Origin of the sequence: Paenarthrobacter sp. YJN-5, from assembly GCF_015040095.1 — a bacterium.
Classification (GTDB): Bacteria; Actinomycetota; Actinomycetes; order Actinomycetales; family Micrococcaceae; genus Arthrobacter; species Arthrobacter ureafaciens.
In genome coordinates, this window is record NZ_CP053544.1 from 3,692,492 (window position 1) to 3,704,558 (window position 12,067).

A 12,067-nucleotide genomic window follows, 5' to 3' on the forward strand; every position below is an offset into this window, starting at 1 on the left:
GGCCATGGAAAACCAAGCAATCCTGCAGGTGGAGAACCTGCAAAAGCACTTTCCGCTCAAGGGTGGTTTCCTGCCGGGTGCGGCGAAACGTTCGGTCAAAGCCGTCGACGGCGTCACCTTCAGCCTGGGACGCGGCCGGACTTTGGGCCTGGTGGGCGAGTCCGGGTGCGGCAAGTCGACGACCGGCCGGATGGTCTCACGCCTCATGGACCCCAACGGGGGCAGGATCATGATCGACGGCGTGGACATCGGCCAGTTGCGTGGCCAGGAGCTCTACGACTTCCGGCGTAAGGTCCAAATGATCTTCCAGGATCCGTTCGCTTCCTTGAATCCGCGCCAGACGGTGGGAACGGCTATCGCCGCCCCCATGGTCGCCCAAAAAATCAATCCTCCGGGCGGACTGAAAAACCGCGTCAAGGAGCTCCTGGACCAGGTTGGGCTGAAACCCGAACACTACAACCGGTTTCCCCATGAGTTCTCCGGAGGACAGCGGCAACGCGTGGGCATCGCGCGCGCGATCTCCCTGAACCCCTCGGTCATCGTGTGCGACGAGCCCGTTTCGGCGCTGGATGTTTCCGTCCAGGCACAGGTGGTGAACCTGTTGCAGCAGATCCAACGCGACACAGGAGTTTCGTACATCTTCATTGCCCACGATCTCTCCGTAGTCCGGCACATCTCCCATGAGGTGGCGGTGATGTACCTGGGCAAGATCGTGGAGCAGGGTCCCCGCGATGCGTTGTTCAGCGATCCCCGGCACCCCTACACCAAGGCGCTGCTGTCGGCCGTTCCGCTGCCGGACCCGAAAGCTGCCCGGGAACAAGTGAAGATCCGGCTCCGCGGCGACCTTCCCTCCCCCGCCAACCCGCCCAGCGGCTGTGTCTTCCGGACGCGATGCCCCTTGATGGAGACGCTCTCCGAAGAACAACGTCAGCTCTGCATAAACGACATTCCCGCTCCGGCCACACCGGCTGCTCCCGCATGCCACCACTCAGGCGTGGCGCGTGCGGTGCTTGCGGGTATGCAATAGACCCACATATCAAAAGGAGAAACAGTGAACACCCTGATTCGTGCCGTCCGTCCCTGGGGGCAGGCCCTCAGCGACGTCAGCGTCGCAGCGGACGCAGCGGGCGGCAAGATCACCGCCGTCGAACCCCATGACCCTGCTCGTGCCATCCCGGAGGGTACAGCGGTCATCGAAGGCCGCAACCGCATCCTTGTGCCTTCTTTCTCCGATGTCCACGTGCACCTGGACTCCACCCGGATCGGCCTGCCCTTCCGGGAACACACGGGCGGCCCGGGCGTCTGGGCCATGATGATGAACGACCGCCTGAACTGGCGCAACGCCGAGGTCCCGTTGCAGGACCGCGTCAATCTGACCCTCGAACGGATGATTGCCCGCGGAACCACCCGGGTTCGTTCCTATGCCCAGGTGGATGTGGATTGCCGGCTGGAACGCTTCGAAGCTGTTGCTGCTGCCAAGGAGAGGTTCGCAGGTCAAGCCTCCGTTGACATCATTGCATTTCCCCAAGCCGGGTTGCTTCGGGAGGAGGGCACAGTGGAGCTCATGGAAGAGGCGCTCAAAGCCGGTGCCGACGTCATGGGTGGCATTGATCCGTGCTCCTTGGACCGCGATCCCGCCAAGCATCTGGACATTGTGTTCGGCTTGGCGGAGAAGTACCAGGTGCCCATCGACATCCACCTTCACGAGCCCGGAGAACTCGGCGTCTTCAGCACCGACCTGGTGCTGGAACGTACCCGGGCGCTGGGCATGCAGGGAAAGGTGACAATGTCGCACGCCTACCAGTTGGGGAGCGTCAACGAGGCCACCACCCGCCGGCTCATCGATTCCTTCGCCGAGCTCGACGTGTCTTTGGCCTCGGTGGCTCCTGCGGCATCGGGCCAGTTGCCCATCCCCCTGCTGACCGAAGCCGGAGTTCGCCTGGGCCTCGGTGAGGACGGCCAGCGGGACTACTGGTCTCCCTACGGCAACACGGACATGCTGGACCGCACCTGGCAGCTCGCGTTCACCCACGGTTTCCGGAGGGACGAGTTGATTGAACACTGCCTGGCCATCGCCACCATCGGCGGGGCCAGCATCCTGGACCCGAATGCCACCCGGCTGAAGGACACCTCACACCGCCCCGGAGTCGACGTCGGCGACCCCGCCGAGCTGCTCCTGGTGGACGGGGAGACAGTAGCTTCAACCGTCATGGATCGCGGCAAGGACCGGACCGTGATCCACGCAGGCAAGGTGGTGGCAGACCAGCTGGAACTGGTCTAGGTCTTTAGGACGTTAGGACAGACACCGGGACATTAGGACACAACAAACCCGCCCTTTTTGGTTCCCTTCGGCACAGCGCTGGAGGGTCAGATAAGGGCGGGTTCGCTGTTTTGAGCAGTTCTTTGACACCTACTCGGCGCTGGCGGTGGGAGCATCGTCCAAGGGAGTCCACCACGTCGCGGGAGGTGTCACTTTGAAACGCCGCCCCGTCACGCTGTTGGGCGTAATCCTGATGAACTGGTCCTTCTGGCCTGCTTCCCATGGGAACAGCAGGAGTCCGATGGTATCCAGGACGTCCTGCGTCAATTTCACTGCGGACGCCCTCCCTTTGGCCACCACGCTCCAGGCGACGCCGGTGTCAGGGTTGACTCCGTCCGCCTCAATGGCCACCGGAGTATCGCTGAGTGCGGCGTGGAGCTTGGTGCCTTCCCCTGTACGGAACACCAGGCTTCCGTGGTCAACTTTGTAGTTGACGGGGAAGATGTCCGGGTGGTCGTCCACCCACACGGCTAACCGGCCCACGGAAACTCCCCGCAGGAGTTCCCAGCATTCGTTCACTTCAAGGATTTCGGTCGCGGAGCTTGGTTTGTTGGTCCCAGGTGTGTTCATACGCCGAGAATACGCTGGGCACCGGGCCGCGACCAGCAGCTTTACGGAACAAGCTCAGGTGTGGAGCTTTGGCTCGGGTTGTCCTTCGCGGTTGCTTTGTGGGTTTCAATGCTCACCAGCGGCCCGCGAATCGCCAGGTATCCGGCTGCCGCCAAGACCAGCGCTTCACCCGCCATGGCCAGGAAGGGAGCCTCCCAGCCGCCCGTCCAGGTGTGCAGCAGCCCTGCAGCAAGGGGGCCCAGGGAAGCCAGGGCAAAGCCGAAGCCCTGGCTCATCGCGGAGAGCCGGCCGGCTGTCAACGGTCCCGCTGATCGGATGACCACCAAGGCCATGGCCAGCCCGAAGCCGGCACTCTGGACTACGCCCAGCACGCCGACCATGAGGAACTGGGCCCCGGACGGAGCTACCAGCACACCAATGAGCGCCACCGCGACGGAAAGGCCCAAACCTGGGCCCAGAATCCGAAGGACCTTGGGCTTGCCGGCCAGGACAGGAGCCAGCAGGCTCGCCGGCAGGCCGGCCAGGCTGAACCACGCCAACAACGCTGCGGCATCCGCGGAGGAGAGTCCCTCGGAGACAAGGAAAACGGCCAGCCAGGACGTGATGGCGAAGTAGAGCATGGCCTGCAACCCGAAGAACGCTGTCACAGCCCAGGCCGTGCGCTGCTTACGCAGTGGAACAACAGCAGTGGGCACGACAGCGTTGGGCGCGACAGCCGACGACGGCGAATCCGGCGTCAGCGCCGCAGCTTCCCCAGCCGCTGAGGTGGCATTGCCCGCCTAGGTGGCATTCCCCGCTGAGGTGGCCTTGCCCGGGGAGGTGACATTGCCCGCGGAGGTGACATTGCCCGCTGCGGCCGGTGCCGACGTCGGGCCTCCTCCCGAGCGCTGTATCAGGAAGGCGCCCAACAGAGCGGGCACGGCCCACACGGCGAGTGCCCAGCTGAGGCTGCCGCCCAAGGCGTGCTCCAAGGGCCGGACGAGTCCGGCGCCCAAGGCTGCACCGAGCCCAAACCCCATGGTGCACAGGCCCGTCCACCAGCCCGTGCCGCGGTTGGTCTTGACGATCTGGGGAACCAACACACTGGCCGTCATGATCGCCATGCCGCACAGGAAGGTTCCGGGCAAAAGGAGCACCGGGACAGTGGCCCGCACAATGAGCGCCGCAGCCAGAACCAGCAGGGCGACTGCCACGGCGCGCCCAGCGCCGAGACGCCGGGCCAGCCAAGGCCCGATGGGCCCTGATACGCCGAAGGCAAGGACCGGGAGCGTGCCCAGGAGGGGCAGCCATTGCGGACCCAGCTGGAAGGCACCCTCGAGCTGGTTCATGACTCCGGCGATCGTGGTGATAGCCGGACGGAGGTTGATGGATACCAGCACCAGGGCCAGCAGCACCATGACCGTCTTCAGTCTTGGACCGTGTCCCGGTACGGCTCGGCGCTTTTCTCCCACATCCATCCCCTCATTGGCATTTTGGTATACCAAAATAGAATAGGGCGCAAAGACGTCAAAGTAAACCGCTGATAAAGCGCGGAGAAACATGACCGAAACCGCTGATCGGGAGTATTGGAATACCAAAGGCCTAGATGGCTAAATGGCCTTCCCGGGATTCAGGATCCCTGCCGGGTCGAACAGCTCCTTGATCCTGCGCTGCAGTTCACGCACAGGTTCAGGCTGCTCCAGCCCCAGCCAACGGAGCTTGTACTGGCCTACTCCGTGTTCCCCGGTGATGGTCCCACCCATCTCCAGGCCCACCCGGATGGACTCATCCAGGGCCGCGTTGAGCCGCACCAAGGCGTCGGCGTCTGTAACGTCGTCCACGCGGTCCATCCAGAACGTCGGATGCAGGTTGCCGTCGCCGGCGTGGGCTACCACCTTGAGCCGGACCCGGTGGCGGGCGGCCATGGTCTCGAGCGATGCGACGAACTCCACCAGCTTCGAGCGCGGAACGGCAATGTCCTCGCCCACGCGGAACTCGTCGTCGACCTCCACGCCGCGGCTGTTGCGGCGCAGCTCCACCAGCATTTCCGCTTCCGCGCTGGCTTCCATGGTGACCGCAGCGCCGCCGTCGGCAAGGACCTGCCGGACCACGGCCGCCTCAGCGGCCGCCCCAAAGCCGTCGGTCTGAATCAGCAACAACGACTTCCCGCGCTTCTGCAAGTCCGAGCCGTGCAGTGCGTCCAGTTGCTCCAAGGTTCCGTTATCCAGCAACTCCATGATGGCCGGCTGCACCCGCGCTTTGCCGACCGCCAGCACCCCGGCAGCTGCGCTGCGGAAATCCTGGTAGAAAGCCGCAATGGTGTGGACCTCGTGGGGCAAGTACTTGAGGCGGACCGTCACGCCCACCACTATCCCCAATGTGCCTTCAGAGCCCACCATCAGCGCCGTGAGGTCATAGCCTGCCACGCCTTTGAACGTCTGGTGTCCGGTATGCAGGAGGGAGCCGTCGGCCATGACGACGTCCAGGGCAAGAACAGAATCACGCGTCACGCCATACTTTGCACACCTCAGGCCGCCGGCGTTCGTCGCCACGTTGCCGCCAATGGTGGACATCTTGTAACTGGCCGGGTCCGGCGCATACATGAGGCCGTGCGCAGCGGCAGCAGCGTTCAGCTCCGCGTTAATGACGCCGGGTTCGACGACGGCGGTCTCGTCATCCGGGTTCAGGTCAAGGATCCGGTCCATCCGTTCCAAGCTGAGGACGATGCAACCCCGCGTGGCGTGGGCTCCGCCCGATACGCCGGTACCGGCACCGCGTGCAACGATTGGAACCCTGTACGCGGAGCACGTACGGACAATGTGCTGGACGTCCTGCACCGATTCAGCCCATACGACGGCGAGTGGCAAGTGACGCTCGAGCAGCGGGCCTTGGTCTGCGGAGTAGACCGTCAGTGTCGCCTCGTCCTCGGCCAGCTGGCCTGGTCGGAGGCCCGCCTTCAACTCCTCAACAAACTGTTGGCGGCCGGCCCCCCGGCTCGTGATGCTTTCCGCTGCTGTTCCGGCCGTAGCCGTTTCATCCGACAAGGTGGTCCCTTCACACTTGAGCACCGCGGACACGCCAAATCGGCAGTCTTCGCAGTGTTTTCAGTGGTCCCAGTCTAATCAGCGCAGGTCATGGCCGCCCATGGGAAGCGCCGTGCCCGGGAGAGCCCACACTCCGGCGGAGGTCCCCGCGGCGCACAACACAACATCACCCGTGACCGCGCTGCCGCGGCCGGTCCTGGCGGTAATCCCGCCCACCAGAAGCAGCGGCGGTTCCAGAAGCGCCTCGAGCTGAGGGACGGACAGTACCGACGCATCCAGGGTCACCTCGGACGCGTCCCGGGCAGCCATTACCAGCACGGAAGACTCTGTGGTTTCCCGGATGAAGACCACAGCATCACCTTCGGCATGGATCCAGCGAACACTCCCCTCCGCCAGCGCACGTTGCTCGCGGCGAAGCTGGCCAAGACGCGCGTAGTGGGTCCGGAAATCCTTGACCAATCGCTGCGGACGACCCCCGTCTCCTGCCGAAGACTCCTGTCCCGTCGCGGACTCCCCCTCCACAGCAGCCCAAGGCATCGGGGTCCGCGAATCCTCGCCGTTGAACCCTTCGAGACCGAATTCATCGCCTGCAAACACCACCGGAACTCCGGGCAACGTGAACATGAGGACCGCACCCAACTCCTGGCCGCCGTCGATCATCACAGTCGCCGCCCGGGCGGTGTCGTGCGTGTTCAGCGCATTCATGGTGTTTTTCCGGACACCCCAGCTAAATCCCGACGCGAGGTCTTGGTGAGTGGCCAGGAAGTCCTCGGCATCGATCCTGTTGGGCCCCGCCTGCGGGGAGCCGAAAAAGTTCACGTGCGGGGCATTTCCGGCGAGCCATGACCACAGCGGGCGGGTGAAATTGGAATAGGTCATAGCGCCCTGCCAGTGTTCGCCCGTGAAGTCCGGCGCAGCGTCGGACGTCGATTCTGCAAGGAGGGCAGCCTCCGGATTGATCTCACGCACGCGTTGAGCGATCAGCGTGGCGACCTCGTGGTTGAGGTCCTGCGCCCCGAGCCGTCCGGTCATGTTCCCGACGTCGATCCTCCAGCCATCCAGGTTGAAGGGCGGCTTCAGCCAACGGGCCACCACTGAATCCTCGTCCAGGACGAACCGCCGCCGCAAAGCATCCGAGGCCCAGTTGAACTTGGGCAGCGACGGAACGCCCCACCACGATTCATAGGAATGATGGTCCGGACTGAAATAGTAATAGCCTGCCTCCTCAGAGCCCGGGTCGGCGAGCGCCTTGGCGAACCACTCGTGGGCAGCGCCGGAATGGTTGGCCGTGAGGTCCCCGATCACCCGGATCCCCCGTGTGTGCGCCGCATCAATCAGGTCCACCAATGCTTTGTCTCCACCGAGGAGTGGATCCACGGAGTCGAACGTCGAGGCGTCGTAGCGGTGGTTGGAGCGGGCAGGGAAGAACGGCGTGAGGTAGATGACGTCCACGCCGAGACCCTGAAGGTGGTCAAGTTTGTCCATGATGCCCGGCAGGTCGCCGCCGTAGAACTGGATGGACGTTTCCGGTCCGGCCCCCACCACGGGTGTGCCCCAGGCACAGTCGATGGCCCAGTCCGGCACCGGGTGCCCGGCAGATTGAGCGGAGCGAGCGAAACGGTCCGGGAATATCTGGTACATGGTTGCCTTGTGCAGCCATTCCGGAGCCGGTGCGTAGGATGTGACTCGGAAATCGGCGTAATCGGACACGTCCCGGTTGAAGAGGCCTTGCGCGTTGAGCGACCAAAAACGCGGAACGCTGGCACCGTCTTCGGGCGATTCCGAAACTTCCAGCAGGAAGCGGTACTTGGCCACCGGGTTGGCCACCAGCACGGATGCCTCCCACCAGTCCCAACCATCGACCGTGCCGAGCCGGGTGGCGGCGTTGTAGCGCGGCTCGCCGTCCTGGATGGAACGTACCCAAACGCGCGACGCCGATCCCCAGCTTTGCGGGACACGGAGCCGGAGCCGGACGCTTTCGCCGAGGGCAGCGGAATCGGGTGCGTACAGCGCAGAGCCGTCGTGGTGCGGGAGGGCGATTGGCATGGTCAGCCTTTCACGGAGCCGGCGGTGAGTCCGCTGACGATGTACTTCTGCAGGAACAGAAACAGAGCCATGACCGGGATGGCGGCAATGACGGCGCCGGCTGCGAAGACACCCCAGTTCTCCGATCGCTGCTGGGCTACATACGAGTAGAGCCCCACTGCCAGTGTCTGGCTGTCCGGGTCCGTGAGGACAACACTTGCGATCACGAATTCACTCGAGATACCGATGAACGCGAGCAACCCCACCACGGCCAGGATCGGGGTGACCAGGCGGAGAATGATGCCGAAGAAGATCTGCACATGGCTGGCACCATCGAGCTTGGCGGCCTCGTCCAGGGACTGCGGAACCGTGTTGAAGAAGCCGTACATCAGGTAGGTATTCACTCCCAGGGCTCCGCCGAGGTAGACCATGATCAGGCCGAGTTGACTGCCGAGACCCAGTGCAGGGATCACCTGCGAAATGCCGCTCAGGAGCAAGAAGATTGCGACGACGGCCAACAGTTGAGGGAACATTTGCAACAAGAGCAGGGACAGCAGCCCGATCCTGCGGCCCTTGAAGCGCATGCGCGAGAACGCGTAAGCGGCCATTGCACCCAGGAACACTGTTGCGGCCGACGTCACGATGCCTACCACCAGCGTATTCACGAACCATCGTCCGAAGGGACGGCTCGGGTCGCTGAACAGGGCCACGAAGTTGCCTGTATCAAATCTGGAGAATAGTCCGTTGGACCCCACCAGGGTGCCGTTGGAGTCCAGCGCCGCGGAGAGTACGTAAAGCAGCGGGAAGATCGCGAAGATGGTGGTGACAATACCCACCAAGTGGCGCCAGCCTTTGTCCTTGAACCAAACCCCAAACGGCCTGCGGTGCGGCGCCAGGGGTGAGAGTCCGCCGTCGAGCGCTGCTTCCTTGGTGGTGGAGAGTGTGCGTACGCTCATGAGTTCACGTCCTCGAGTGCTTTGGTTTGCTTGAAGCTGATGGCCGAGATGGTGGCCACGATGATGAAGATGATGATGGCGAGAGCGCTGGCCAGGCCGTAATCGCGCCCGGTTCCTTGGCCGAAGGCCACCTTGTAGACGAGCGTGATCAGGATGTCCGTGGCTCCGATGTCCCGGTCGGTGTCAGCGAAGCGCGGGCCACCTCCGGTCAGCATGTAGATGACGTTGAAGTTGTTGAAGTTGAAGGCGAAGGAGGAGATTAGCAGCGGAGCCACGGACACCAACAGCAGGGGCAGCTTGATGGAACGGAAAACGCGCCATGCCGACGCTCCGTCCATGCGGGCTGCCTCGTCCAGTTCGGTGGGCAACGACTGAAGAGCACCCGTGCACACCAGGAACATGTACGGGAAGCCGAGCCACAGGTTCACCACCAGCACGCTGATCTTGGCCAGGAAGGGATCAGTGAGCCACCCGATGTTGGCGCCCCCCAGCAATGTCTGGTTGAGCCAGCCGAATTCAGGGTTGAGGATCCCGGACCACACCAATCCGGACAGGAACGCCGGGAACGCGTAGGGCAAAATCATCAGGATCCGGTAGACCTTCTTGCCTCGGAGATCTTCGCGGTTGAACGTGATAGCCAGGAACAGGCCAAGGACGAACGTCAAAGCCACGGAGGCAACCGAGAAGGTGAAAGTCCAGATGATCACACCCAGCAGTGGTCCGCGGAGGCTGGGGTCGGTGAAGGCCCGCGCAAAGTTGTCCATGCCGACGTCGATCTTCCAGCCTGTGGTGAGGGTCTCGCCGCCGGCGTTGGCGAACGCGCCTTTACCGTTGTCGCGATAGACCGTGCCGGTTTCGGTGTCAGTGAACGTATCTGCGGAGGCGTCGTAGCTCAGTGCCGGCTTGAATTGGTAGGCCGTGCTGCCATCGGCTGTGCGCAGGGTTCCGTCGGCGGGATCGGCGGACACCGGGACAGTGATTTTCAGGATTTCCTGCTGATTGGCCACGATCTCGTGGAACTTCAACGTCTCATAGCCAGGCAGGGAGTTGGCTTTGCCCGTGGAGTCCTTGCCGGCGTTGAAGGCGTCCTTCAATGGTTCCCCGGTACTTCCGAGCAGCGCCTTGCCGGAGGGATCCGTGAACAACAGGTAGTAATCATTGCCCTTGGTGAGCACCGATGCCTTGTACGCCGGCGAATCCGGGACCCGCTTCTGGGCTGTCAGCTGGATGGCCGCAATAGCATCGTCCTTGGAGCTGTTGTGACCATCGCCATAGTTGGTGAACGCGATGTAACCGCTGAAGAGCACCACCAACACCTGAAAGACCAAAAGGAACAGGACGCCCGGAGCCAAGTACTTGGCGGGAAGGCCGCCCTTTCGAAGGTAGATCCAGTTAATGGCGAGGACCACCACTGAAGACACCGACAGCGCTGCCCACGACTGGCTCAGGAACAGCATCATCAGGACGTACACAGCCAGGGCATCAACAAGTCCCAGCAGGACGATCTTGATGATGGTGCCTTTGAGGGAGTCGGGTCCGCGTTTCACCTTGCTTGGATTCCGTCCCTGGTCGGAAGAGTTACCCCGTCCTCCCAAGGACGCTTCGCCGCGGGCGGCGATAGGCCCCTCAAAGGCGACAGGACGGCGTGTGGTCGCGGGAGCACCGGCGTCGGACGCTGGCGGTTCGCGGCGGAGGTCTGGCTTAGGCATGGCGTTCCTTGGAGACAAGAGGGTGGCGTCTGCACGGGCCGTGCGGCGATGCCGCGCGACCCGTGCAGAATGATGGAGTCACCGGTTGGGCGTCAGCCGCCGATCTTGGACTTGATACTGGCTGCCATTTGGGCCCAGGCTTCAGCAGGGTCAGCCTGGCCTTTGATGATGGAGAGCTCCGTGGCGCCCCAGTCGGCCCACACCGCGCTCATTTCCGGAATAGCCGGCATGGGAACACCTGTGGCGCCGATCTTGCCGAACGCCTCCACTACCGGATCGCTTGCTGCCTTCTCAAACGAAGCTTTTAGCGCCGGCGGACGGCCACCTGCCGTGTACATGGAATCCTGTGCGGACTCCGACGTCAGGTAGTTGGTTACGAATTCGTTGGTTGCAAGGGCATTGGCGCTCTTGGCGCTGATGAAGAAGCCGCTAACACCAATGAACGGCTGGGCTGCCTCGCCACCGGCGGTGGGCAGCTCATCCACGGCGAACTTGATGCCCTTCTTCTGGACGTCCGGAACGTTCCACGGTCCGGTCAGGAAGTACGGGGATTCGCCGGCCAAGAACTTCTCCTTGGCGATGTCGCCCGTGATGTTCGAGTTGATGACCTTCTCCCCGGCGTCGCCCCACACAGCCAGTTTCCTGGCAAATTCGACGCCTGCAGCGTCACCGATCAGGAACTGCTTGGCGTCGTAACCGCCGTCGGCGTTCTTGCCGAAGACCTGCGATCCCATGGAGGCCTGCAAGGGATACAGATGGTACGGATCGGCCTGCTTGGGGTCCATTCCCACCAGGAACGGGAAGGTGGCTTTGCCTTCTGCCACGGCCTTCTTACCGTTGGCGACTACTTCGTCAAAAGTGGCGGCTTTGGCGTCCACGATGCTTGTGTTGCGCAGGAGGGCGATGTTTTCGATCGCGTAAGGGACGCCGTAGACCGCGCCGTTATAGGTCATGGCCTTGATGGAGGAGTCCTGGAACCCGGCAGCTTTGTCGCCGAGTTCCACTGGTGCGATTACGCCGTTCTGGACGAACTTGCCGATCCAGTCGTGCGGTCCGACGATGAGGTCCGGCCCCTTGCCCGTGGGGACCTGGGTGATGAAGTCATCCCGGACGGCGGCAAAGTCCTTGACCACGAGCTTCACTTCGATGCCGGTGTCCGTCTTGAACTTCTCGGTGATTTCCTTCAACGCCGGAGAGCGCTCTGCGTCCACCCACATAGTGATGGTGCCTGCACCGGAGGCCTTGAGGTCAGGCTTGGTTGATTCCGAAGCAGGTGCCGTGGAAGCGCTGCCACCACACGCGCTCAGCGCCAGGGCAGCAACAACGGAGATGGCCCCGGTGGCGAAGACCCGCCGGGTGGTGTGGGTCGCGAGGGTGTTATGCACCTTCATTGGTGTCCCTTTCGTCATTCTGGTTCCACGGAAAGGCTCTGCGCGCCTCGTGGCATCGTCGGTGATGTGGCTC

At 63.1% G+C, this 12,067-nt stretch carries 10 protein-coding genes; 2 read left to right on the top strand and 8 right to left on the bottom strand.

The genetic code is table 11. The features are described 5' to 3' along the window. The first annotated feature begins 4 nt into the window (after positions 1-4). Positions 5-1,027 carry an ABC transporter ATP-binding protein gene (locus tag HMI59_RS17135; RefSeq protein ID WP_193591979.1) on the top strand — a complete coding sequence of 341 codons (1,023 nt, stop codon included), beginning with the start codon at positions 5-7 and terminating at the stop codon, positions 1,025-1,027. 24 nt (positions 1,028-1,051) lie between these two features. Next, positions 1,052-2,281, top strand: coding sequence for an amidohydrolase family protein (locus HMI59_RS17140; RefSeq protein ID WP_193591980.1), 1,230 nt, complete (start codon positions 1,052-1,054; stop codon positions 2,279-2,281). Between the two features lie 129 nt (positions 2,282-2,410). Here HMI59_RS17140 and HMI59_RS17145 read toward each other — a convergent pair whose 3' ends face one another. The 8 genes from HMI59_RS17145 to HMI59_RS17175 all read right to left on the bottom strand — a co-directional run bounded on the left by HMI59_RS17145 (position 2,411) and on the right by HMI59_RS17175 (position 11,994). Continuing rightward, positions 2,411-2,890, bottom strand: coding sequence for a pyridoxamine 5'-phosphate oxidase family protein (locus HMI59_RS17145; protein ID WP_166185672.1), 480 nt, complete (start codon positions 2,888-2,890; stop codon positions 2,411-2,413). A gap of 41 nt (positions 2,891-2,931) precedes the next feature. Beyond that, positions 2,932-3,585 carry a hypothetical protein gene (locus HMI59_RS25755; RefSeq protein ID WP_227471432.1) on the bottom strand — a complete coding sequence of 218 codons (654 nt, stop codon included), beginning with the start codon at positions 3,583-3,585 and terminating at the stop codon, positions 2,932-2,934. An 84-nt stretch (positions 3,586-3,669) separates the two neighbouring features. Further along, complete coding sequence (locus HMI59_RS25760) at positions 3,670-4,287, bottom strand: hypothetical protein (protein ID WP_227471433.1); 618 nt, start codon at positions 4,285-4,287, stop codon at positions 3,670-3,672. 192 nt (positions 4,288-4,479) lie between these two features. Next, entirely contained in the window at positions 4,480-5,913 is a 1,434-nt protein-coding gene (locus HMI59_RS17155; RefSeq protein ID WP_227471434.1) for an FAD-binding oxidoreductase, read from the bottom strand. A 78-nt stretch (positions 5,914-5,991) separates the two neighbouring features. Continuing rightward, the gene (locus HMI59_RS17160) at positions 5,992-7,959 is read right to left on the bottom strand and encodes a glycoside hydrolase family 13 protein (RefSeq protein ID WP_193591981.1); all 1,968 of its coding nucleotides are present in this window, start codon (positions 7,957-7,959) and stop codon (positions 5,992-5,994) included. 2 nt (positions 7,960-7,961) lie between these two features. Then, positions 7,962-8,894: a sugar ABC transporter permease gene (locus HMI59_RS17165; RefSeq protein WP_193591982.1), complete on the bottom strand. Its 933-nt coding sequence runs from the start codon at positions 8,892-8,894 to the stop codon at positions 7,962-7,964. Then, positions 8,891-10,603, bottom strand: a complete 1,713-nt coding sequence (locus tag HMI59_RS17170) for an ABC transporter permease subunit (RefSeq protein WP_193591983.1) — start codon at positions 10,601-10,603, stop codon at positions 8,891-8,893. Before HMI59_RS17170 ends, HMI59_RS17165 begins: the two co-directional genes overlap by 4 nt. 92 nt (positions 10,604-10,695) lie before the next feature. After that, on the bottom strand, positions 10,696-11,994 hold the full coding sequence (locus tag HMI59_RS17175) for a maltose ABC transporter substrate-binding protein (RefSeq protein ID WP_193591984.1): 1,299 nt from the start codon (positions 11,992-11,994) through the stop codon (positions 10,696-10,698). Positions 11,995-12,067 lie beyond the last annotated feature (73 nt).

Coding starts and splice junctions, on each gene's coding strand:
- HMI59_RS17135 (WP_193591979.1), top strand. CDS start 5: ATGGAAAACCAAGCAATCCTGCAGGTGGAGAACCTGCAAAAGCACTTT.
- HMI59_RS17145 (WP_166185672.1), bottom strand. CDS start 2,890: ATGAACACACCTGGGACCAACAAACCAAGCTCCGCGACCGAAATCCTT.
- HMI59_RS25760 (WP_227471433.1), bottom strand. CDS start 4,287: ATGGTGCTGCTGGCCCTGGTGCTGGTATCCATCAACCTCCGTCCGGCT.
- HMI59_RS17160 (WP_193591981.1), bottom strand. CDS start 7,959: ATGCCAATCGCCCTCCCGCACCACGACGGCTCTGCGCTGTACGCACCC.
- HMI59_RS17165 (WP_193591982.1), bottom strand. CDS start 8,894: ATGAGCGTACGCACACTCTCCACCACCAAGGAAGCAGCGCTCGACGGC.
- HMI59_RS17170 (WP_193591983.1), bottom strand. CDS start 10,603: ATGCCTAAGCCAGACCTCCGCCGCGAACCGCCAGCGTCCGACGCCGGT.
- HMI59_RS17175 (WP_193591984.1), bottom strand. CDS start 11,994: ATGAAGGTGCATAACACCCTCGCGACCCACACCACCCGGCGGGTCTTC.